We start from the raw sequence: 21,438 nt of genomic DNA on the forward strand, positions 1-21,438 counted from the left end.
CCCCCTTTCCCCCGTTCACCCCCAAGGAGCACACCATGAACCTCAGCGACATCCAGCACCAGATCACCGAGCGCGCCAGCGCCTTCCTCAACCGGGGCACGCATGACCTCTTCATCGACGGCCAATGGGTGGCGGCCCGGACCGGCCAGCGCCTGTCCACCGTCAACCCGGCCACCGAAGCCGTGATCGCCGAAGTCGCCAGCGCCGGCCCGGCGGACGTGGACCTGGCCGTGCGCGCCGCGCACCGCGCGCTGCACCTGGGCCCCTGGGGCCGCATGCGCCCCGTGGAGCGCGAGCGCCTGATGCTGCGCCTGGCCGACCTCATGGAGACCCATGCCCAGGCCCTGGCCGAGGTCGAATCGCTGGACAACGGCAAGTCCGCCGCCATTGCGCGCGCCGTGGACATCGCCATGGCCATCGACTCCATCCGCTACATGGCCGGCTGGGCCACCAAGATCGAGGGCATGACGCACGAGCACTCCGTGCCCTTCGCGCCCGAGGCCCAGATGTTCACCTACACCCTGCGCGAGCCCGTGGGCGTGGTCGCCGCCGTCGTGCCCTGGAACTTCCCCCTGCTCATGGCCAGCTGGAAGCTGGCGCCCGCGCTGGCCGCAGGCTGCACCCTGGTGCTCAAGCCCGCCGAGCAGACGCCGCTGACCGCGCTGATGCTGGCCGAGCTGATCCAGGAAGCGGGCTTTCCGCCCGGCGTGTTCAACGTGGTCACGGGCGACGGCCCCGGTACCGGCGCGCCCCTGGTCTCGCACCCGCTGGTCAACAAGGTCAGTTTCACGGGCTCTACCGAGGTGGGCAAGCTCATCGGCCATGCCTGCATGGACAACATGACGCGCATTACGCTGGAGCTGGGCGGCAAGTCCCCCGTCATCGTGCTGGATGACTGCGACCCCGCCACGGCGGCGGCGGGCGCGGCCAATGCCATCTTCTTCAACCACGGCCAGGTCTGCTGCGCGGGCTCGCGCCTGTACGTGCACAAAAGCATGTTCGACCGCGTGGTGGCCGACGTGGCCGACCAGGCCGCCCGGCTCACCCTGGGCCATGGCCTGGACCCCCGCGCGCAGATGGGCCCGCTGGTCTCGCAGGAGCAGATGGAGCGTGTCTGCAGCTACATCGACATAGGCCGCAGCCAGGGCGCCGAGGTGGTGACGGGCGGCGCCCGCTCAGGCCAGCGCGGCTACTTCGTGCAGCCCACAGTGATGACCGGCGTGCAGCACGACCACCGCGTGGCACGCGAGGAAATCTTCGGCCCCGTGCTCGTGGCCATGCCCTATGACGACCTCGACGAAGTCGCCGCCTGGGCCAACGACACGCCCTACGGCCTGGGCGCCAGCATCTGGTCCAACAACCTGTCCAAGGTCCACCGGCTGATCCCCAAGATCCAGTCCGGCACGGTCTGGGTCAACTGCCACAGCACCCTGGACCCGGGCATGCCCTTCGGCGGCTACAAGCAGTCCGGCATGGGCCGCGACATGGGCCGCACCGCGCTGGATGCCTATCTGGAGACCAAGTCGGTGTTCATCAATCTGTGAGGGGGTGCGGCGGGCTGCCCCCGGGCCCGCCTGCTCCTGCTCTACGGCGTTTCCGAATACCCCTTGGGCCATCCCCCCGGCCGGTCGCAACACTCCTCCCAGCCCAGCTTGCGCGAGGTGTGGCCTATGCCGGGGTTGAAGGTGTTGGTGGGGTCCAGCTCACGGTAGAAGCCTGCCAGCGCGGGCTTGGCCACGTACAAGTGGCCCACGTTGTGTTCGGCCGGGTACTCGGCGCGGCGCGCGTCCAGCAGTTCCCACATGCGGTGCTCCATGGCCAGCGGGTCCACGCCCTTCTTGACGATGTAGTCCTGGTGGAAGACATGGCAGAAGAAGTGGCCGTAGTAGAGCTTGTGGACCATGTCGCGCTCGACCTCGGCGGGCAGTTGCTCCACCCATTCGCGGTCGTTGCGGCGCAGGGCCACGTCCAGGGCCACGATGTCCTCCACCTGGGCGCGGTGCACCTCGCGGTAGCGGATGGCCGCGCCCGCGATGGCGAAGCGGTGCAGGAAGGCCTTGCGCCCCTCGTCGGCATCGCACTCGAACCAGCCGCCCGTGGTGCTGCCGCTGAAGTGCCGCGTGAGGAATTCACGCGTGGCCTCGGCCGTGTCGTTGGACACGCGCACCAGCAGGTGGTGCTCATAGCGGTCGCGCCACTGGCGCATGCGCGCGGGCAGGTGGCTGGGCAGCAGGTTGGTCAGCGCCTGGATCACGCGGTCGGTGACGCCGCGCAGGCCGAAGCGTTCGAAGAAGCCGTCCATGCGGCTCTTGAGGGCGAAGGCGGCCGGCACCCTGGCCGTGCCGAAGCGGTCGATCAGCAGGAAGGTGTCCTTGCCGTATTTCTCGCCGATGTCGTAGGCCGTGCGGTGGATGTACTCGCCGGCGATCGGCAGGCGCGGCAGCGCGGTCAGCAGCTCGCGGCGCACGGCCGTGAGGTCGTCGGGCGCATTGCTGCCTATATAGAAGACGGTGCTGGGCTCCTTGGGGAAGGTGTCCAGCCGCACGGCGAACAGGCACAGCTTGCCGGCCGAGCCCGAGGCCTCGAACAGGCGCGAGGGGTCGGCGTTGAAGCGCGCGGGCGTGTCCTCGTCCACGGCGCGCACGGCATCGGCATAGCGCGGGTCGGAGGCGGCGCGCTGCGCATCGTGAGCGATGTCGGACTCGGTGTAGTCGCCGTTTTGCAGCCGCGTGAGGATTTCCTCGGGCGTGCGGCCCAGGGCGATGCCCAGGTGGTTGACGAGTTCCAGCGAGCCGTCGTCGCAGACGCGCGCGTACAGCGCCAGCTCGGTGTAGGCCGGGCCGCGCCGTACCAGGGCGCCGCCCGAGTTGTTGCAGATGCCGCCCAGCACCGAGGCGCCGATGCACGACGAGCCGATCACCGAATGCGGCTCGCGCCCCAGCGGCGCCAGCGCCTGCTCCAGCCGGTCCAGCGTGGCGCCGGGCAGGCACACCACCTGGGCGCCGCCGCCAATGACCTGCACGCCGGTGATGCGCAAGGTGTTGATGAGCACGATCTCGCGGTCGTAGTCCGCGCCGTCGGGCGTGGAGCCGCCCGTCAGGCCCGTGTTGGCGGCCTGCATGATGACGATGCGCCCGGCCGCCACGGCGGCCTGCACCACCTTCCACTGCTCCAGCAGCGTCGCGGGCCGCACCACGGCCAGCACCGGGCCCTCGCCCGTGCGGTGGCCCTTGCGGAAGCGGCGCGTGGCCTGGTCGTCGGTGAGCACATGGGCCGCGCCCACGGCCTGGCGCAGCTGCTGCAGCAGGGTTTCGCGGGACACCTGGGGCATGGCGGAGATGGCCGGCGCGCTCATGCTTCGCGCACCAGCAGGTCACCGGTGATGTCTGCCACCTTGCTGACGCTGGTCAGCGTCATGGCCACGCGCATCTCCTTTTCCAGCAGCTCCAGCAGGTGCTTGACGCCGGCCTCGCCGGCAGCGGCCAGCGCGTAGATGAAAGCGCGGCCGATCATGGCGCAGTCGGCGCCCAGGGCGATGGCGCGCACCACGTCCAGGCCGTTGCGGATGCCGGAGTCGGCCAGGATCTTGATCTGGCCCTTGACCGCATCGGCAATGGCCGGCAGCGCGCGGGCCGAGGACAGCACGCCGTCGAGCTGGCGGCCGCCATGGTTGGAGACGATGATGCCGTCGGCGCCAAAGCGCACGGCGTCCTTGGCGTCCTCGGGGTCCAGGATGCCCTTGATGACCATGGGCCCCTTCCAGAAGGCGCGTATCCATTCGAGGTCCTTCCAGGAAATGGAGGGATCGAAGTTGGCGCCCAGCCAGCCGATGTAGTCGGCCAGGCCCGTGGGGCTGCCCCGGTAGGCCGAGATGTTGCCCAGGTCATGCGGGCGGCCCAGCAGGCCCACGTCCATGGACCAGGCCGGATGCGTGACCGACTGCCAGTAGCGGCGCATGGCGGCATTCGGGCCGCTCATGCCCGAATGCGCATCGCGGTAGCGCGCGCCGGGCACGGGCATGTCCACGGTGAAGACCAGGGTGGAGCAGCCGGCCGCCTGGGCACGCTCCAGCGCGTTCTGCATGAAGCCCCGGTCCTTGAGCACATAGAGCTGGAACCACATGGGGCGCTTGATCCTGGGCGCCACCTCTTCGATGGGGCAGACCGAGACCGTGGACATGGTGAACGGAATGCCATGGGCGTCGGCCGCGCGCGCGGCCTGCACTTCGCCGCGGCGGCGGTACATGCCCGTCAGGCCCACGGGCGACAGCGCCACGGGGATGGACAGTTTCTCGCCGAACAGCTCGATGCTGGTGTCCAGCCGGCTCATGTCCTTGAGCACGCGCTGGCGCAGCGCCACGGCGGCCATGTCCTCGACATTGCGGCGCAGCGTCTGCTCGGCATAGGCGCCGCCGTCGATGTAGTGGAACAGGAAAGGCGGCAGGCGCTTTTGCGCCGCCGCACGGTAGTCGGAGGTAGAGGAGATGATCATGATGGGTGTCTCATGTCTTTCGTATCAGGTCTGAAGTGGGCAGCAGCGCAGGCGCGGCGTCCAGAGGCAGCCGCATGGAGCGCTCGCGCCGCGCGCGGTCCTCGTCCAGGCGCTGGATGGTGGTGCGCACATGCTCCAGGTGCTCGCCGATGCATTCGCGGGCGCGCTGCGGGTCGCCGTCCAGGATGGCCTGCATGAGGCTCTGGTGCTGCACGGTCAGCTCCTGCAGGGTCTGGGGCGCGCTCAGGCGGAACATGTCGTGGCGGTTGCGTTCCACCGTGGACAGCACCACGGTGAACAGGCTGTGCATGACCTGCACCAGCACCAGGTTGTGCGAAGCCTCGGCAATGGCCAGGTGGAACTGCGCGTCGGCGCGCGCCGCCAGCTCGGCGTGGCCGCTTTGCTGGTGCTGGATCATCACCTCGAAGCAGCGCTGGATATGGTCCTTGTCCTGCGGCGTGGCGCGCTGGGCGGCCAGCCAGGCCGTGCTGGTCTCCAGCGCGTGGCGGGTTTCCAGCACGTCGTAGCGGTAGTGGGAGTCGGACTCCATCAGGCCGGCCAGCGGCCGCATGGCGTCCTTGAGCCAGTCCGCAGGCTCGGCAGCCGGCGCCGGCTCCTGCAGGTAGGTGCCATCGCCGCGCCGCGCCACCAGCACGCCCTGGCTGGTGAGTTTCTGTATCGCCTCGCGCACCGAGGTGCGCGAGACGCCCAGCTCGGCCGCCAGTTGCCGCTCCGCGGGCAGCCGCTGTCCGGGCTGCACTCCGCTGGCCTGCACCAGGGCAAGCAATTTCTCGACAACTTGATCGGCAACGCGCATGGGGATTCTCAGAATTGGTTTTCAGTGATTCACGGCGCTATGCGCCAGCCTCATCGCATGAAACCCGCACTGCCCAAGCCAGGGACACCGAGCAAGGGCCGCCCCGCCGCGAGGGTGTCGTCCCCCTCCCCCGCGAAGCGGGTAGAGAGGGGGAAGGCGCGCAGCGACTCAGGGGGTGTTTCATGTCAATACCCCGGAATCATCCACGTAAACACATAGGCTTGCAGCGTCGTGATCACCCCGATGATCACGGCGAACATCAGGCTGTGCTTGACCGTGAAGCGGAACAGGTCCGACTCGCGCCCTGCCAGGCCCACGGCCGCGCAGGCAATGGCGATGGACTGGGGCGAGATCATCTTGCCCGTCACGCCGCCCGTGGTGTTGGCCGCCACCGTGAGCACCTGGGGCAGGCCCAGCTGCTGCGCCGTGGTGGCCTGCAGCGCGGCGAACAGCGCGTTGGCCGAAGTGTCCGAGCCCGTGAGGAACACGCCGATCCAGCCCAGGAAGGGCGAGAAGAACGTGAACGCCTGGCCCGTGTGTGCCAGCGCCAGGGCCAGCGTGGCCGACAGGCCCGAGTAGTTGGCCACGAAGGCGAAGGCCAGCACCATGCCGATGGAGTAGATCGGCACAGCCAGTTCCCTGAAGGTCTCGCCCAGCGTGGCCACGGCCTTGGCGGGAGACAGGCGCGTGAAGGTGATGGTGATCAGCGCCGCGATCAGGATGGCCGTGCCGGTGGCCAGCAGCCAGTTGAAGGTGTAGACCGCGCCGTAGGGCGCAGCGGCGGCCACGACGGGGGGCGTCTTCTTCACCAGGTTGTGCAGGAAGGGCACGGGGATGTTGATGACGGTGGAGGCCAGCGGGCCGCCTGCGGCGAACAGCGCCTTGAAGGGCTTGATGCTCCAGACCGTCACCATGGCCGTGAGGATGATGAAGGGCGACCAGGCCTTGATGACGGCACCGGCCGTCAGCGGTGCACCGGAAGCGGCGGCGGGAGCCTTGACCGCCTTGGCTGTCTTCGCAATGGCAGCAGCCTTGCCGCCCTCGCCTTCCGTGTCGAAACGGAAGATGCGCTTGGGCTGCCAGACCTTGAGGAACAGCGTCAGCGCCACCAGCGAGACGATGGCCGAGGTGATGTCCGGCAGCTCGGGGCCGATGTAGTTGGCCGTGAGGAACTGCACCACGGCGAAGGAGCCGCCGCCCACCAGCACGGCCGGCCAGGTTTCCTTGACGCCGCGCCAGCCGTCCATGATGGCCATCAGCCAGAACAGCACCAGCACCGTCATGAAGGGCAGTTGGCGTCCGGCCATCTGGCCGATGGCGAATGCATCCACGCCCGAGACCTGCCCCGCCACGATGATGGGAATGCCCATGGCGCCGAAGGCCACGGGCGCCGTGTTGGCGATCAGGCACAGGCCCGCCGCATACAGCGGCTTGAAGCCCAGGCCCACCAGCAGCGCGGCCGTGATGGCCACGGGCGCGCCGAAGCCGGCCGCGCCCTCCAGGAAGGCGCCGAAGCAAAAACCCACCAGGATGAGCTGCAGCCGCTGGTCGGGCGTGACCGACAGGATGGACGAGCGGATCACGTCGAACTGCCCCGTCTTGACCGAGATCTTGTAGAGGAACACGGCCGCCACGATGATCCAGGCAATGGGCCACAGGCCGTAGAAGAAGCCGTACACGGCCGAGGCCAGTGCCGCGCTCACGGGCATCTTGTAGAACAGCAGCGCCACGCCCAGCGCCAGCGCCACGGTGACGGTGCCAGCCTGGTAGCCCTTGAGACGGAACCTGGTCAGCGCCAGGAAGAAAAAGATGATGGGAATCAGCGCGATCAGCGCCGAGATCCAGATGTTCCCGGCGGGATCGTAGTTCTGCTGCCAGATGGTTTGCATGACCGTGTCTCTAGATGATGGGGAGGGCGCGGTAAGCGCCCCTTGTCGGCCACTCCCTCTCGTTGCAGCGTTGGCACACGGTGCGATCCGCACAGGATGTCTGCTGGCTGGCTGCAACGGTGTCTGGGAGTGTTCCCCGCGCTGGCGCCTTGTGGGCCATTGGCAAATTGGTCCAACCAATTAAGCCAAAATTCAGACCATTGCGCGAAGTGGTGCGATTCTCAGAGCTTTCAAGTGGGCAGATGAACAGGGTAAACACCTAAAAGAGTGCAGATAACGCACCAGGATATTTATTGGTCATACCAATAATGGATATTTTGGTGCAACGCATGTTCAAGTCCCCGACCAAGCAAGGTCCCAGGCGGTGCACAAACGCAGCGCACGCGGGAAAAAGATCGGCGGCCGCGCTGTGCCGGCAGGTCCGGCGCTCAAGCCTGACGCTCCCCAACGGAAAAGCCCGCTCCCTACAATGCAGCCTCAGCGGTCGGTGTACCGCCCTTGTACCTTCGGCGCCCGTGTCAACCCCGGGCGCCTTATTAAACCGCCGTGTATCCGGACGGCGGTGGCTGATTGAACGGAGCCCATCCATGAACCACATTCCTGCGCGCCGCTCGGCGCTGCGCCAGGCGGCTGCCTGCGTGCTGGCCGCCTCCACCCTGTCCAGCCTGCCTGCGCTGGCCGCCGAACCCGCCGTGCTGCGCGTCTCGGCCATCCCGGATGAAGCCCCCACCGAGCTGCAGCGCAAGTTCGAGCCGCTGGGCAAGTACCTCTCGGCACAGACCGGCATGAAGGTGGTGTTCACGCCCGTGACCGACTACGCCGCCGTGGTCGAGTCGCTGGCCACGCGCAAGCTGGACCTGGCCTGGCTGGGCGGCTTCACCTTCGTGCAGACCAAGATCCGCACCAACGGCACGGCCATCCCCATCGTGCAGCGCGAGGAAGACGCCAGGTTCACCTCCAAGTTCATCACGGCCAACCCCGCCATCAAGACCCTGGCCGACCTCAAGGGCAAGAGCTTTGCCTTTGGCGCGCCCTCGTCCACCTCGGGCAGCCTGATGCCGCGCTTTTTCCTGCAGCAGGACGGCATCAACCCCGAGAAGGACTTCAAGACCGTGGCCTTCTCCGGCGCGCATGACGCCACCGTGGCCTTCGTGGCTGCAGGCAAGGCCGAGGCCGGCGTGCTCAACGCATCGGTCTGGGACAAGCTGGTGGAGAGCAAGAAGGTCGATACCAGCAAGGTGCGCGTGTTCGCCACCACGCCGCCCTACTTCGACTACAACTGGACCGTGCGCGGCGACCTGGACCCGGCCCTGGTCAAGAAGCTGACCGACGCCTTCCTGGCGCTGGACCCGGCCAAGCCCGAGCACAAGGCCATCCTGGAGCTGCAGCGTGCCGCGCGCTTCATTCCCACCCAGGCCTCGAACTACGAAGGCATCGAGGCCGCCGCCAAGTCGGCCGGCCTGCTCAAGTAAGCCGCGGCAGGCGCAATCCATGAGCTTTGAACTGCAAGGCGTGGGCCTGACCCACGCCGGCGGCGGCATTGCGCTGCGCGGCGTGACGCTGGCCGCACGCCAGGGCGAAGCCATTGCGCTGATCGGCCCCTCGGGCGCGGGCAAGACCACGTTGCTGTCCGTCATCGGCACGGCGCTGGCGCCCAGCCAGGGCCGGCGCAGCGTGCTGGGCGACGAGGTGCCTGCGTCCAGCGCGGGCGCACCCCGGCTGCTGCGCGCGCGCATCGGCACGGTGCACCAGGCGCCGCCCATACCGCCGCGCCAGCGCGTGGTCACAGCCGTGCTGGCCGGGCGCCTGGGCCGGTGGCCGGCGTGGAAGGCGCTGGCCTCGCTGCTGTACCCACAGGACACCGCTGGCGCGCGCGAGGCCCTGGCCCGCGTGCAGCTGGCAGACAAGCTGTTCGCGCGCTGCGACCAGCTCTCGGGCGGGCAACTGCAGCGCGTGGGCATTGCCCGCGTGCTCTACCAGCAGGCCGAGCTGATCCTGGCCGACGAGCCCGTGGCCGCGCTGGACCCGGCCCTGGCCCTGTCCACCGTGCAACTGCTGGTGCACGAAGCCGCCGCGCGCGGCGCCACCCTGGTGGCCAGCCTGCATGCCGTGGACCTGGCGCTGGCCTGCTTTGCGCGCATCGTGGGCATCCGCGATGGCGCCATCGCCTTCGACCTGCCGGCGGCAGAAGTCACGCAGGAACACCTGCGTGCGCTGTATGGGTCCGAGCATGCTGGCGATGATCCCTCCCGCCCTGCGTGGACACCCGCGCCCGCCGCCTTTGCCGCACCGCTGTCCGCATCCGCATGCCGTTGAGTTCCGATCTGCACGCGCTGCGTGATCCCGCCGCGCCCCGCCGCCTCGGCGCCCTGGTGCTGGCCGCCGTCGTGCTGTGGCCGCTGTTCCAGGGCGCGGGCTTCAGCCTGGGCGCGCTGTTCGATCCCGGCAACCTGCAGGTCATCAGCCGCTTTCTGGCCACCTTCCTGCCGCCCGAAACCGGGCGCGACTTCCTCGGCTACCTGGGCCGCGCCACGCTGGAGACCCTGGCCATTGCCACAGCCGGCATGGCCCTGGCCTTTGTGCTGGCCGTGCCGCTGGCCTACCTGGTCACGGGCGCCGCGCGCGAGCGGCGGGCGCTCAACCCCGTCACGCGCGGCCTGCTCACCATCCTGCGCGGCGTGCCCGAGCTGGTCTGGGCCCTGGTCTTCGTGCGCGTCTTCGGCCTGGGGCCGGCCGCTGGCGTGCTGGCCCTGGGCCTGACCTATGGCGGCATGCTGGCCAAGGTCTATGCGGAAATCCTGGAATCGGCCGACCCCGCACCCGCGCGTGCCCTGGCGCAGGCCGGCGCGCGCCGGCCGCTGGCCATGCTGTACGGCCTGCTGCCCCAGGCCGCGCGCGAGCTGACCTCGTACACCGTCTACCGCTGGGAGTGCGCCATACGCGCCTCGGTGGTCATGGGCTTTGTGGGCGCGGGCGGCCTGGGCCAGCTCATGGACCAGGCCATGAAGATGCTCAACGGCGGCGAGGCCAGCACCATCTTGCTGACCTTCATGCTGCTGGTCTGGGGCGCCGACCTGCTCTCGCGCGGCCTGCGCCGCGCGCTGGACACGCCACCCGCCGCGCGTGCCAGCGCCTGGGGCTGGCGCAGCGCCCTCGCCTGCGCCGCCCTGGCGCTGGGCGTAGCCGCCAGCTTTGCCATGCTGGAGATGGACCTGCCCTCGCTGTTCACCGGCGCGGCGGGCCGGTCCATGCTGGAATTCGTCATCAGCTTCTTCCCGCCCGACACCAGCGCCGAATGGCTGCGCAAGGTGGCCGTGGGCGTGTGGGAGACGCTGGCCATTTCCGTGGTCGGCACCCTGCTGGCGGCCGTGCTGGGCCTGCTGCTGGCGCTGCCGCGCTGGCGCGCCCCCTGGAGCCTGGTGCTCAACGTGCTGCGCTCCGTGCCCGAGCTGGTCTGGGCCACCATCACCGCCCTGGCCGTGGGCCTGGGCCCGTTCGCAGGCGCGCTGGCGCTGGCGCTGCACACGGCCGGCGTGCTGGGGCGCCTGTATGCCGAGGCCCTGCAGAACCAGCCCGCCGCCCCCACCCAAGCGCTGCGCCTGTCCGGCAGCGGCCGCGCCATGGCCTTCCTCTACGCGACGCTGCCCGGCGCCGCGCCGCAGTTGCTGGCCTACACGCTGTACCGCTGGGAGATGAACATCCGCATGGCCGCCATCCTGGGCTTCGTGGGCGCGGGCGGGCTGGGGCAGCTGCTGTACTTCGAGCTGTCGCTGTTCCACTATGCCCAGGCCAGCACCGTCATCATCGCCATGCTGGCGCTGTCCGTGGCCGTGGACTGGGCCAGCGCGGCGCTGCGAAGGCGCATGGGTTAGGTGGCGGGGGCCGTGGCGCCGTCACCCTCCACCTCGACCAGGTAGTCGATCAGCGCCCGCAGCTTCAGCGGCACATGGCGCGTGGGCGCATAGACCGCATGCACCACGCGCGGCGCGTACTTGCCGCACAGCGCCCAGCCCGGCAGCACGGGCGCCAGCTGCCCGGCCTGCAGCGCCGCCTGCGCCGCAAAGTCCGCTACCACGCCGATGCCCTGCCCCTGCTGCAGCGCCTGGATGATGCCCAGGCTGCTGGCAATGGTGATGGGCGTATTCACCAGCAGACGCGTAGCGGGCGCAGCCGGCTGGTGCCCAGCGCGCTGCGAACGCAATTCGACCTCGTTCTGGAACTGGCCGTAGCCCAGGCTGATGAAGGGATGCGCCAGCAACTGCTCAGGCGCACCGATGGCCTCATGCCGCGCCAGGTAGCCGGGCGTGGAGACCAGCACATAGCGGATGGTCTTGAGCGGCCGCGCCACCAGCCCAGGCGCGATCTGGCCCGGCACGCTGATGCGCAGGCCCAGGTCCAGCCCCTCGGCCACCAGGTCCACCATGCGGTCCGTCATGTCCACCTGCACCTGTACCTCGGGCCAGCGCGCGCAAAAACCCGGCAGCAGTGGCGACAGCCAGAGATCGCCCAGCACGGCCGGCGCGCTGATCTTCAGCAGCCCGCGCGGCTGCTGGCGCAACTGGCCGGCCAGCGCCTGCACGGCCTGGGCATCCTCCACCAGCCGCAGGCAGGCCTGATGGATCTCTGCCCCCGCCTCGGTCAGCGACAGCGAGCGCGTGGTGCGCTGCAGCAGCCGCAGCCCGAAATGCGCCTCCAGCCGCCCCACGCTGCGGCTCACGGCCGAGGTCGTCAGCCCCAGCTGCCGGGCCGCGCCCGCAAAGCTCTGGTGCTCCACCACACGGGCGAAGACCAGCATTTCATCCAGGGGCATGGCGGTATCGGGCAAGGCGCTACTCCGGTCTTTGTTGCATGGCAGGCAATATTAATTTGAATGACTCATGGATTGTTGATTGATTGCAAGGTCCGCAAGATACGGCCATGCGCTCCATACCGAAGCGCGCCAAGGAATCGACACCATGTCCCACAGCCCCAGCCTCACCTCTGCAACCTCAACCACGCGGCCCCGAACCAGCCAGGGCGGCACCTGGCGCATGCTGCTGGCCATGGCGCTGTCGGGCACCATCGGCCTGCTCGTCGTGGAAAGCGCGCTGCCGCCGCTGCTGGTCGTATTCGCCCGCTGCGTGCTGGGCGCACTGGGCCTGGGCCTGTGGCTGGCCTGGCGGCGCGAATGGGTCGCCCCTCAAGGCCGTGAATGGCTGTGGCTGGCTGGCGGCGGCATCGCCCTGGTATTGAACTGGGTCGCCCTCTTCAGCGCCTACCACTACAGCTCCATCGCCGTGGCCACCGTGGTCTACCACGTGCAGCCCTTCATGCTGCTGGCCCTGTCGGCGCTGCAGGGCGAGCCCGTCGAACGCCGCAAGCTGCCCTGGCTGCTGCTGGCCCTGCAGGGGGTGGCGCTGAGCAGCGGCCTGGTCGGGCTGGATGGCATGGATGCATCGCATGCTGGAACAGGCGCCTGGATAGGCGTCGCCCTGGCCCTGCTGGCCGCCGCTCTCTACGCAGGCACCACGGTCGCCACGCGCCGCCTGGGCCACATGCCCTCGGCCCAGATCGCCATGCTGCAGATGCTGGCGGGCGGACTGGTGCTGAGCCTGTGGGCCCTGCCGCTGCTCACCCATATCGCCGCAGCCAGCCCTCAATTGCTGTCAGCGCGCGCCGCCTCCATGGTGCTGACCCTGGGACTGGTCCATACGGCCTTCATGTACACGGTGATGTATGCCGCATTCCAGCGGCTGCCGGCGCCCGCCATTGCGGCACTGTCCTTCGTCTACCCCGCCATGGCCTTGCTGGTGGACCTGGCCTGGTTTGGCGCCGTGCCGTCGGCGGCGCAGTGGGTCGGGATGGGCTGCATTGTGGTGGCGGTGCTGGGGCACCGGCTCACGGGCCAGTCCTAACGGTCCAGCGCAAACAAGCCGAACGTAATCTGGTGCGAACGCCCAGGTTTTCCGGAGCAGGATCAGAATCGTTTTCGGCCTGATCGGAAAAACATGATCGACATCAAAACCCCAAAACCATCATCCTCGTCAAGAGAAATCCACTACCCCAATAGCGGATTCTCAAAATAGACGAGAGAGTTCAAATTTACCGTGCGGAATAGCATGCACCCTGCGAAATTCGTGCAATAGAGTAACTGCAGGATCAGAGACAAAGGTCTTTGCCCCAAGATCCTGAAGTTACCACGGATTTTAAGGAAACCAGATCAACCGGAAACTGTCAATCATCAATTTTTCTTGATGATGTAGCTGGGGCTGGTAACAATGTTCGCATAAGGATCAATCCTCATGCAATTGGAGGATGAGGGGTTTGTGCTCAGAGTCGTCCATCCGGCAGGACCTGGCTCACAGGCCTCAAGCTGGTAGCCCGAGGGCGCATTGCTGATGAAGGCATGTGTCGTGTTCAGAGCCCACGTGATACCGCCTACACTACTGTGCAGTGTGCACTTTCCGCCAACAGCTTTCTTGACCCAATGCCCCGGCGCAGGATTGGCTCCATTACACTCAGTTCTTGTCTGCAACGTATATCCGCCATCCAGCCACATATAGGCATGGTTTTGCAGCAACAACGGTGGCTGTCCATTTTCGTTGATGAAGTAGGCTACGATTTTATGCCTTTTCCCATCACGTTCGGCATATGGCACATCCAGAGTTCCACTGAAACCGTGCACACCGGAGTCTCCGCATATATTTCCTACCGCCTGCTCGCGTGGGATATTTGCATGCAAAGCACCTAGGAATTTATTATCTGCACTACCGCTCCAGAAGTGAACCCATCCGGAAACGCCAGGCGTTGCCGGATTACACGCCCATCCTTCTATGTGAGCGCCATCGGTATAGGTATTGGACGTGGAACCGATCCACCCTTCCGCCAATGCATTCGACGACAAGAAAGAAGCAAAAACTACCGCACAACCAACATATGCAATCTTCATTACGGAAATCTCCTCAAGTACAATAATTTTAAAACCACACCGACTAAATTTTTTCAACTCCTTTCATTTCATGCGCTCAGTATATTTTCCCATATACCATTCCCACTGAGTTTCAAAAATTATTTGGCACACTCACTTAAGACACCGAACAAGCATCATTGCTCTGTCGTATTTTTCTCAACTGCGTCGAGGCGACAAGCCTAACTCGGTATGAAGATTTTTGCAAACCCCCATTTTTTCCCTGGACAAACAGTTAGCAAGCCAATAATTATTCAACATGCAAAATAAGCACTCACTCACCACAATACAATCTATAGCCTTGACTGTGGGTGCCACAAGCACGAATGCAATGCAAGCCCCATTCACTCATCGTTTCCTTACCAAAGGCGAAGTGGGGGTATCGAGGGCGAATGGCACGACCATGCATCTCACGTCCCTCATGGAGATGGTCATGTTGAGGTCATGTTGATGAAAGAGATTCTCTATGAATACGATCGGTGCGATCGACGAAGAGATACAACATCTCACTTTCAGGCCAGCCAATGACATGGGCATCTGCCGCAAATATGGTGGTGCACTGCCTCAGTTCGCCGGGCACAACAATAGGACAACTGATTTCACGGGGCGACGAGGTTATGGCAAGCGCCTTGTACCGTATGCACATTTCACCATGCCCTCCCACGTGCATCTCTTCATCTTGCTCTCCCGCTGAATGTGGCTCTACGCACGATCTCTACGCAGAGGGGCGGCACGGATACTTCGCGTGCCGGATGCGGTGCGTGCCCGATCCAGCCTGCCGCACTTTCCTTTATCTATCCGGCCATGATATTGCTGGTAGACCTGACCCGCTTCACCGTCGGGCCATGGGCCACGCAATGGGCCGGCATGGCCAGCACCATGGCAGCAGTGCTGGCGGCCGGCTGGTGGAAATAACTGAAAGCCGACACCCCAAGACTGCGTTGCGGGAACACCAGGACAATCTGAGCCAGCCATAGAAACCGTTGAAATCTCTGAACCTTCTTGGTGACCACCGGCTTCCAGGCAAAGCCAATACTTATAAAGGCCCGTCCATGTTCTGCCTGAAGCGAAATCTCCCCGTCTGAGGCCGCGTGCTGCGCGGCGCCGCCGCCCTGGCCCTCTTGCTCGCCGCCATGATGCTGGACAAGCTGCCCCTTCTGCCCAGGATCGCTGCTTTAATGGCGCCCAATGGCTGCTGTCCGGACGTTCTGCGCGCTGGCTGATGGGTCTTCTTCAAACCTGTTAGCAAGACGACTGCAAAAGCTCAGGCACGGATGCAACTTCCCGGCCTGCGAAAGCGTCCTTGACAGACTGGATATCAGGTACCGGCACCATATCCAGGACTGCACCTGCGGCTTGCAAGGCGAAATTTATCTAATACAACTAGACGTGAACCGACAATAGGTTGTTTGCAGATTTGAGCCTGGACATCAGGACGACGCCTCCGATGTCGCTGTGCAATCTCTGCCTGTTGTAGGTGCTGCCAGATAGAAAAGGCATTAGTCCACTCGGCTGAGTTCAGGTACGCCCAGCCATAGTCTCATTCGCGAAGCATCCACTGAATGAACTTCTCGACCTTGCCATTGGTCTGCTGCCGGCGCATCCAATTGCGGCGCTTTCATGGGTCACCGCGCAGGCCGGTGCACTTCGCTGCCACTGGGCGTGACGGAATGCAGGACATTTCTGCGATTCATCAATCCTTCATGAACCCAAGTCAATTGTTTCAACATATTTCAATCAACAAAGTCTGTCGTACATTTCGAATTATTTCTATCTAATAAACCTGTATGCTGTGCCGGTTTTCCAGCCAGCCGCAACCAACCAGTCGGAATAAAGAGGGAGAAATAATTGGCCACTATCGAAAAAGGATTGATGGTAGACAAAAGCGTCGAAGTCAAGACCTATCCGTCCATAGAGCACGGCGCCTTGCTGTCCGTCACCTCCATCGTGCTGCACCGCACTGACTCGTCCACGGCCGCCAGCGTGCTCAATGCCTACAAGAGCGGCCAGAAGACGGGGGCGCACTTTCTGATCGAGAAGGACGGCAAGATCTACCAGACGGCCAGCCTTGAGCGCATCTGCTGGCATGTGGGAATTCTTCAGCCGCGCTGCGTCAACGAGAGCACCTGCGATCCCACGGAACTCAAGAACATCAATGCCCTGCTGCACCAAAAGGGCCTGAGCTTCAGCAAGCGGGCCAAGAATGTGTCATCGCACGAGAACACAAAGGCCTATCCGTTGCGTTATCCGGCCAACAGCGACTCCGTGGGCATCGAGGTGGTGGGCCGCTTCCTGCCATCGACCAAGGATTACGAGGCGCCCACCCAATCGCAGCTGTTCCAGACCAAATGGCTGACCCAGCAATTGGTGGACCACTACAAGCTCAAGCTGCTGTCCGATGTCTACTCCCACGGCGCCATTGCCCGCAAGGAAGCGACCGAAGGCGCCCAATTGCTGCGCTACATCTTCACGGGAGCCTGAGCCATGCCATCCAGCCAGCTTTTCAACAATCCCTCTCGCAGCCTGCGCATTGCCGCCTGGGCTGCCGTGATGCTGTGCCTGCATGCGCCGCTGCAGGCCTCATCTACATCCACATCCACGCCCACGCACAAACACGCGGCCAAGGCGGCGCCCATTTCCGTCATCGGCCCGGTCACCCGTTCCGTAGGCACGGGCGAGACCATGGGCTGCGAGAAAGTCAGCCTGGACGCCACCGACGTGGCCCGCTATTTCGCGACGGCAAAGCAAGTCTCGGCTGGCAGCTTCCACGAGGAATCCATCATCCTGCCCTGCAGTTTCAGCGGACGGCTGCTGCGCTCGGGCAAGGTCTATGAATGGAACATCAACGCCGCCGGCGCCGGCTACCTGCGCAGTGAAGATGGTGAACAGGACCTGCGCTACCTGTGCCGCAAGGCCTGCGAGAAGGCATTGCCGCAGTTGACGGGGCTTTGACCTGTTGTTCAGACATTGTCTGCACGGGCGTCTTATCGCTCCCATTGAGTGGTGCCCCATCCTCCTGTCAAACACAGCGGATACGATGGCGCCTCCCACAATATTCCCAACAGACCATGGAACGACTGATTTCCCAAGGAATGCATGCCCTCAGCCAGGGCGACCACGCGCGAATGCATGCGCTATGGTCTGGCACCACGGTTTTCAGCCATCTGGACAATGAAGCGATTGCCAGCCTCTTGGCCAGCATTCGGGCCACTGCCGAATCAGGCCAGGGTAGCGAATGGTCATGGCTGATGCTGTGCCTGGTGTATCTCGATTCCAGTGACCAATTCACCGAGGACCGCAGTGCGGCATTGCGCCAGGTCGGCGAATGGGCGCAGCGCGCACTGGCAATGTCACCAGGCAATGCCTATGGACACCGCTATTTGGGCAGTGCCCACTATTGGCTGGACGAACCCGAGCCCGCGCTGGCCGCCTACCGCAAGTCTCATGCCTTGCAGCCCCAGGCGGACTTGCAAGCCCGCATTTTCGAGATGGAGCATGCCGTGCCCTGGCGCAGCATCTTTTCCTATCCCGAGTTGGCTGATAGCCCGGCGGCACCCGACTACTACACGGCCGGCGTGACCGTGGGCAAGTGGAAGCGCCCCGACACGGATGCAGCAGCCCTGCAGGAAATCGAGCGCCTGCAGACCACACTCTACGAACGCTGTCTGGAGCGCTTCGCCAGCGCCGGCACGCCGGCAAACGGCCAGGAGGCCGCGCCCGCCGCGCTGGACATCCACACCTATGCCATGTGCTGCAACAACCTGGGCGTGCTGTACAACGCGCAGGAACAGTACGAGCAGGCGGCCGCCGTCCTCGAAGCCGGGCTGCAGCAGACCTGTTTCCAGGCCCTGCTGGAAAACCTGCGCCATGCCTATCGGCAACTGGGGAACCGCAAGCAAGCCACCGACCTGTCCCTGCTGCTGATGGAGGACTACGCGCTTGACACCGGCCTGTATCTGGACTGCGCGCAGACCGCGTGCGCCTATCTCAACGAGACCAGCCACCACCAGGACGTCCTCGACATCGTGGCCGAAGCAGAGCGCCGCTATGCGCAGCTTTCGTCTCAGCAACAGCAAGCGCAATGGGAAGTTCGCAGCATGAGCTTCGTTCATGCGCACAAGGTCACCGCCCTCAGGGCCCTGGGCCAGCTCAAGGCCTCGCACCTTCAGCCTGAACTGGTCGAGATCGCCCTGCGCCACGATCCGGACGATGCCCAATTGCTCGGCATACGCGCCCACATGCAGGGAGCCCGGCAGCAGGTGGGTGGAAAAGGCGGATTCTGGTCGCGCCTGTTCGGCTGAGCCACACCGGGCGACCGGGCCACCAAGAAATGTAGGGCACCCAAGATGCTGGCAACCCTCAAAACACCCCCAGCGCCAGCCCCGCCCCCATCGCCTCCCCCAACGCCCGGCACTGCTCCAGCTCAGCTGCGGCAATCTGCTTGGGCGCCAGGATGGCTTCGGTGGTCTGGGCGTGGGTGCAGATGATCAGGGGCTCGGCCACGGGCTTGAGGCGCCAGCCGGTGGCGATGCGGGCGATCTGGCGGGCCGCATTCTGGCCGTCGCTGCCGGCGCAGATGAGGCTGGCATAGGGCCGGCCATTGATGCGGTCCAGCGCCGCGTAGTAGCTGCGGTCGAAGAAGTCCTTGAGCTGGCCGCTGATGGCGGCCAGGTTTTCCGGGGTGGCGAAGAGGTAGCCGTCGGCGGACAGCACATCGTCCGGGCCGGCCTCGCAGGCGTGCAGCAGGCGCACCTGCACGCCCTGGCCTTCGGCCGCTGCGCCGTCGCGCGCGGCCTCGGCCATCTGGCGGGTGCCGCCGGTCATGGAGTGGTAGACGATCAGCAGGGTCTTGCTTGCGTTCATGCCTCAAGCATAGAGCGCGGCCCGCCCAGCCACCGCGCCGACCTCAGAAATCCACCGAAGCCGACACCACGAAGGTGCGCGGAATCATCGGCGAGACGGCACCCCAGGACGTGACGCCGGCCCAGGCCTTGCGGTCGGCCACGTTCTGCACCGTGGCGCGCAGCGTGGTCTTGCGGCCTGCGATGCGGGTGGCGTAGCGCAGGCCCAGGTCGGTGCGTGTCCAACCCGGGATGCGCAGGCGGTTGGCTTGGTCCACGAACTGGGCGCCGGTGTAGGCCAGGTCGCCGACCAGGGTCAGGCCCTCAAGGGCGGGCACATCCCATTCCACGCCCAGGTTGGCCAGCAGGCGCGAGGTACCAATGGGCCGGTTGCCCACCAGCGCAGGCGTGGCCGAGCGCGTGATCTCGGGCTTGAGCCAGGTCACGCCTCCCAGCAGGCGCAGGCCGCGTGCGGCCTCGCCGTAGGCATACAGCTCCATGCCCAGGTTGCGCTGCTCGCCGTTGGTCTTGTAGACGCCCTGATCCAGGCCGCCACTGGGTTTTTCAATGCTGAACAGGGCGGCCGTGGCCATGAAGCTGCCGAAGTCGTACTTGCTGCCCACTTCGTACTGGCGGCTCTTGTAGGGGCGCAGCACCTCGCCGTAGTTGCTGGCGGCGGGCGGGGCGATGTCGCCCTTGCTCAGGCCTTCGATGTAGTTGGCGTAGAGGCTCCAGTTGGGCGCCTGGCGCCAGACCACGCCCACGGCGGGCGTGGTCACGCTCTCGTCGTAGACATTGGCGGTGCCGCCTGTGAGCACGTTGTAGTTGGTGGACTTGATGGCCTGGTGGCGCAGGCCCAGCGACAGTTGCAGCCTGTCCTGCAGCAGCGAAAGCGTGTCCACCAGGGCCAGGCTGGTGTTGCGGTTGTCATGAATGCGCGGAATGGCCGAAGGCCGCGCAATGCTTTGCGGCGCATGGGCAACAGGCGCATAGATATTGGACGCCACCGCCGAGCCCGCCTGCAGCGCACGGTGGAAATCCTCGCGGTAGCTGGCCAGCTGCAGCGTGACCGAATGCTTGACACCGGCCAGCGCAAAGCGCGAGCGCAGGCCCGCGTCGATGGTGCTGCGGTCCACGTCGAACACCGCATAGGTGGGCGTGATGCTGGTGGCACCCGCAGCACTGGTCAGGCGCGGGGCGGAGTCATAGATGCGGTCCACATTGGCGCGCGACTGGCCGATGTTGGCGAACAGCGTGAGCTGCTGCGTGAGGTCCAGCTCGGTGCGCAGCAGCACGGCGCGCTCGCGGTTCCTGGACCATTCCCAGGGCTGGGTCACGTTGCGCCGGCCATCCGGCGCAGCAGGCATGGAGGTGAGCCCCGTGGGCATGATGGGCCGGCCCACGCCGTCGATGCGCTCGTCCTGCGAGAGCAGGTCCAACGTGGCGCGGAAGCGCTCCACCTCGTAGTCCAGCGCCACGGCCAGCACATGGCCGTCGGTGTTTTGATGGTCCATGGACGTATCGCCACCGTACTTGCTGGCGTTGACGCGAATGCCGTACTGGGCCTCGTCGCCAAAGCGCCGGCCCACGTCGGCGTGGGCTCGCCAGAGGCTGTCCGAAGTCCAGCCCGTGGTCAGCCGCGCCACGTCTTCGTTGGCGCGCTTGGGAGCGATGTTGATCACCCCGCCCACGGAGCCGTTGGGCGACATGCCGAACAGCAGCGCGCCGGGCCCCTTGACCACCTCGATGCGGTCCACGTACTCGGTGCGCACGCGGTAGTTGGGGGCAATGCCGTAGATGCCGTCAAAGGCGATCTCGCCCGAGTTGCCTTCCCAGATCGGAAAGCCCCGGATATAGAGGTTGTCCACGTTGCCGCCCGGCAGCACGGTGCAGCGCACGGAAGGGTCGCGGTTCACCGCCTCGGCAATGGTGCCGGCCTGCTGGTTGCGCACGGCCTCGGACGTGTAGCTGGTGGTGCTGAACGGCGCCTGCATGTTGCCGGTATTGCCCAGCACGCCCAGGCGCACGCCCTTGGCCACCTGCCCGCCGGCGTAGGGTGCGGGCAGCAGGCTCACATACTGGTCACCGGCCGTCACGGTGATCTCGGACAGGCGGTGCGCATTCTCAGGCGCGTTGGCCGCAGCGGGAAGCAGCGTCAGCGTGCCGCCCTCGATGCGGCCCTGCAGGCCGCTGTCCTGCAGCAATGCCGCCAGGCCCTGGCGCACATCGTGGCTGCCGTTGAGCGCCGGGGCCTGCCGGCCCTGCACCAGTTCGGAGGAGTAGGTGAGCTGCAGCCCCGCCTGGCGCGCAAACAGGCTCAGCGCCTGGGCCAGCGGCTGGGCCGGCACGTCGAAGGACACCGATTGCGCGGCGGCCAACTGCAGTTGCAGGCCCAGCACCAGGCCTGCACATGCATGAAAAACCGCTGTGCGGCGGAGGCGGAATCGGAATCGG

The 21,438-nt window shown here is 65.8% G+C and carries 17 protein-coding genes; 9 read left to right on the forward strand and 8 right to left on the reverse strand.

All coding sequences use genetic code 11. From position 1 onward, the window contains the following. The first annotated feature begins 35 nt into the window (after nucleotides 1-35). Nucleotides 36-1,544 carry an aldehyde dehydrogenase family protein gene (locus tag ACRSCF_RS16415; protein ID WP_034363964.1) on the forward strand — a complete coding sequence of 503 codons (1,509 nt, stop codon included), beginning with the start codon at nucleotides 36-38 and terminating at the stop codon, nucleotides 1,542-1,544. A 41-nt stretch (nucleotides 1,545-1,585) separates the two neighbouring features. Here the strand turns inward: ACRSCF_RS16415 and dld are convergent, their stop codons facing one another. From dld to lldP, 4 genes are all read right to left on the reverse strand, one after another. Next, on the reverse strand, nucleotides 1,586-3,355 hold the full coding sequence (gene dld / locus ACRSCF_RS16420; RefSeq protein ID WP_244386100.1) for a D-lactate dehydrogenase: 1,770 nt from the start codon (nucleotides 3,353-3,355) through the stop codon (nucleotides 1,586-1,588). Then, nucleotides 3,352-4,491: an FMN-dependent L-lactate dehydrogenase LldD gene (gene lldD / locus ACRSCF_RS16425; RefSeq protein WP_016446782.1), complete on the reverse strand. Its 1,140-nt coding sequence runs from the start codon at nucleotides 4,489-4,491 to the stop codon at nucleotides 3,352-3,354. Before lldD ends, dld begins: the two co-directional genes overlap by 4 nt. A 10-nt stretch (nucleotides 4,492-4,501) precedes the next feature. Beyond that, nucleotides 4,502-5,308 carry a transcriptional regulator LldR gene (lldR, locus tag ACRSCF_RS16430; protein ID WP_016446781.1) on the reverse strand — a complete coding sequence of 269 codons (807 nt, stop codon included), beginning with the start codon at nucleotides 5,306-5,308 and terminating at the stop codon, nucleotides 4,502-4,504. Nucleotides 5,309-5,493: 185 nt separating this feature from the next. Next, nucleotides 5,494-7,197 carry an L-lactate permease gene (gene lldP / locus ACRSCF_RS16435; protein ID WP_432675064.1) on the reverse strand — a complete coding sequence of 568 codons (1,704 nt, stop codon included), beginning with the start codon at nucleotides 7,195-7,197 and terminating at the stop codon, nucleotides 5,494-5,496. A 587-nt stretch (nucleotides 7,198-7,784) separates the two neighbouring features. Between lldP and ACRSCF_RS16440 the strand changes: the two genes are divergently transcribed. Genes ACRSCF_RS16440 through ACRSCF_RS16450 form a run of 3 tightly spaced genes read left to right on the forward strand, consistent with a single transcriptional unit; the run spans nucleotide 7,785 to nucleotide 11,069 of the window. After that, on the forward strand, nucleotides 7,785-8,669 hold the full coding sequence (locus tag ACRSCF_RS16440; RefSeq protein WP_034363968.1) for a putative selenate ABC transporter substrate-binding protein: 885 nt from the start codon (nucleotides 7,785-7,787) through the stop codon (nucleotides 8,667-8,669). A gap of 19 nt (nucleotides 8,670-8,688) precedes the next feature. Then, nucleotides 8,689-9,513 (forward strand): phosphonate ABC transporter ATP-binding protein, encoded by an 825-nt coding sequence (locus tag ACRSCF_RS16445; protein ID WP_034363970.1) that lies wholly within the window; start codon nucleotides 8,689-8,691, stop codon nucleotides 9,511-9,513. Next, nucleotides 9,504-11,069 carry a PhnE/PtxC family ABC transporter permease gene (locus ACRSCF_RS16450; RefSeq protein ID WP_244386101.1) on the forward strand — a complete coding sequence of 522 codons (1,566 nt, stop codon included), beginning with the start codon at nucleotides 9,504-9,506 and terminating at the stop codon, nucleotides 11,067-11,069. Before ACRSCF_RS16445 ends, ACRSCF_RS16450 begins: the two co-directional genes overlap by 10 nt. Here the strand turns inward: ACRSCF_RS16450 and ACRSCF_RS16455 are convergent. Further along, nucleotides 11,066-12,007: a LysR family transcriptional regulator gene (locus ACRSCF_RS16455; RefSeq protein ID WP_244451707.1), complete on the reverse strand. Its 942-nt coding sequence runs from the start codon at nucleotides 12,005-12,007 to the stop codon at nucleotides 11,066-11,068. The genes ACRSCF_RS16450 and ACRSCF_RS16455 overlap by 4 nt on opposite strands. Nucleotides 12,008-12,152: 145 nt before the next feature. Between ACRSCF_RS16455 and ACRSCF_RS16460 the strand changes: the two genes are divergently transcribed. Then, nucleotides 12,153-13,091 (forward strand): DMT family transporter, encoded by a 939-nt coding sequence (locus tag ACRSCF_RS16460; protein WP_244386103.1) that lies wholly within the window; start codon nucleotides 12,153-12,155, stop codon nucleotides 13,089-13,091. A gap of 326 nt (nucleotides 13,092-13,417) precedes the next feature. Here the strand turns inward: ACRSCF_RS16460 and ACRSCF_RS16465 are convergent, their stop codons facing one another. Continuing rightward, entirely contained in the window at nucleotides 13,418-14,125 is a 708-nt protein-coding gene (locus tag ACRSCF_RS16465; RefSeq protein WP_016446774.1) for a hypothetical protein, read from the reverse strand. A gap of 484 nt (nucleotides 14,126-14,609) precedes the next feature. On the opposite strand from ACRSCF_RS16465, the gene ACRSCF_RS16470 reads away from it, so the two are divergent. From ACRSCF_RS16470 to ACRSCF_RS16485, 4 genes are all read left to right on the forward strand, one after another. Further along, nucleotides 14,610-14,837 (forward strand): hypothetical protein, encoded by a 228-nt coding sequence (locus tag ACRSCF_RS16470; protein ID WP_126312190.1) that lies wholly within the window; start codon nucleotides 14,610-14,612, stop codon nucleotides 14,835-14,837. Nucleotides 14,838-16,015: 1,178 nt separating this feature from the next. After that, nucleotides 16,016-16,624, forward strand: a complete 609-nt coding sequence (locus tag ACRSCF_RS16475) for a peptidoglycan recognition protein family protein (RefSeq protein ID WP_016446773.1) — start codon at nucleotides 16,016-16,018, stop codon at nucleotides 16,622-16,624. A 3-nt stretch (nucleotides 16,625-16,627) separates the two neighbouring features. Then, complete coding sequence (locus ACRSCF_RS16480) at nucleotides 16,628-17,095, forward strand: hypothetical protein (RefSeq protein WP_016452892.1); 468 nt, start codon at nucleotides 16,628-16,630, stop codon at nucleotides 17,093-17,095. 296 nt (nucleotides 17,096-17,391) lie between these two features. Beyond that, nucleotides 17,392-18,444 (forward strand): hypothetical protein, encoded by a 1,053-nt coding sequence (locus ACRSCF_RS16485; RefSeq protein ID WP_267178358.1) that lies wholly within the window; start codon nucleotides 17,392-17,394, stop codon nucleotides 18,442-18,444. Nucleotides 18,445-18,502: 58 nt separating this feature from the next. Here ACRSCF_RS16485 and ACRSCF_RS16490 read toward each other — a convergent pair whose 3' ends face one another. Together ACRSCF_RS16490 and ACRSCF_RS16495 are read right to left on the reverse strand one after the other, a co-directional pair. After that, the gene (locus ACRSCF_RS16490; RefSeq protein WP_017405227.1) at nucleotides 18,503-19,006 is read right to left on the reverse strand and encodes a flavodoxin family protein; all 504 of its coding nucleotides are present in this window, start codon (nucleotides 19,004-19,006) and stop codon (nucleotides 18,503-18,505) included. Nucleotides 19,007-19,049: 43 nt separating this feature from the next. Continuing rightward, nucleotides 19,050-21,383, reverse strand: coding sequence for a TonB-dependent siderophore receptor (locus ACRSCF_RS16495; RefSeq protein WP_432675065.1), 2,334 nt, complete (start codon nucleotides 21,381-21,383; stop codon nucleotides 19,050-19,052). Nucleotides 21,384-21,438 lie beyond the last annotated feature (55 nt).

Origin of the sequence: Delftia sp. 11MD, from assembly GCF_050907895.1 — a bacterium.
GTDB lineage: Bacteria > Pseudomonadota > Gammaproteobacteria > Burkholderiales > Burkholderiaceae_C > Comamonas > Comamonas tsuruhatensis.

What these genes read in the sequence shown, in the direction of transcription:
- ACRSCF_RS16480 (WP_016452892.1), top strand. Translation starts at nt 16,628, where the DNA reads ATGCCATCCAGCCAGCTTTTCAACAATCCCTCTCGCAGCCTGCGCATT.
- ACRSCF_RS16470 (WP_126312190.1), top strand. Translation starts at nt 14,610, where the DNA reads ATGAATACGATCGGTGCGATCGACGAAGAGATACAACATCTCACTTTC.
- ACRSCF_RS16440 (WP_034363968.1), top strand. Translation starts at nt 7,785, where the DNA reads ATGAACCACATTCCTGCGCGCCGCTCGGCGCTGCGCCAGGCGGCTGCC.
- ACRSCF_RS16460 (WP_244386103.1), top strand. Translation starts at nt 12,153, where the DNA reads ATGTCCCACAGCCCCAGCCTCACCTCTGCAACCTCAACCACGCGGCCC.
- ACRSCF_RS16485 (WP_267178358.1), top strand. Translation starts at nt 17,392, where the DNA reads ATGCTGTGCCTGGTGTATCTCGATTCCAGTGACCAATTCACCGAGGAC.
- ACRSCF_RS16465 (WP_016446774.1), bottom strand. Translation starts at nt 14,125, where the DNA reads ATGAAGATTGCATATGTTGGTTGTGCGGTAGTTTTTGCTTCTTTCTTG.
- lldP (WP_432675064.1), bottom strand. Translation starts at nt 7,197, where the DNA reads ATGCAAACCATCTGGCAGCAGAACTACGATCCCGCCGGGAACATCTGG.
- ACRSCF_RS16455 (WP_244451707.1), bottom strand. Translation starts at nt 12,007, where the DNA reads ATGCCCCTGGATGAAATGCTGGTCTTCGCCCGTGTGGTGGAGCACCAG.
- lldR (WP_016446781.1), bottom strand. Translation starts at nt 5,308, where the DNA reads ATGCGCGTTGCCGATCAAGTTGTCGAGAAATTGCTTGCCCTGGTGCAG.
- dld (WP_244386100.1), bottom strand. Translation starts at nt 3,355, where the DNA reads ATGAGCGCGCCGGCCATCTCCGCCATGCCCCAGGTGTCCCGCGAAACC.
- ACRSCF_RS16450 (WP_244386101.1), top strand. Translation starts at nt 9,504, where the DNA reads ATGCCGTTGAGTTCCGATCTGCACGCGCTGCGTGATCCCGCCGCGCCC.
- ACRSCF_RS16445 (WP_034363970.1), top strand. Translation starts at nt 8,689, where the DNA reads ATGAGCTTTGAACTGCAAGGCGTGGGCCTGACCCACGCCGGCGGCGGC.
- ACRSCF_RS16490 (WP_017405227.1), bottom strand. Translation starts at nt 19,006, where the DNA reads ATGAACGCAAGCAAGACCCTGCTGATCGTCTACCACTCCATGACCGGC.
- lldD (WP_016446782.1), bottom strand. Translation starts at nt 4,491, where the DNA reads ATGATCATCTCCTCTACCTCCGACTACCGTGCGGCGGCGCAAAAGCGC.
- ACRSCF_RS16415 (WP_034363964.1), top strand. Translation starts at nt 36, where the DNA reads ATGAACCTCAGCGACATCCAGCACCAGATCACCGAGCGCGCCAGCGCC.
- ACRSCF_RS16475 (WP_016446773.1), top strand. Translation starts at nt 16,016, where the DNA reads ATGGTAGACAAAAGCGTCGAAGTCAAGACCTATCCGTCCATAGAGCAC.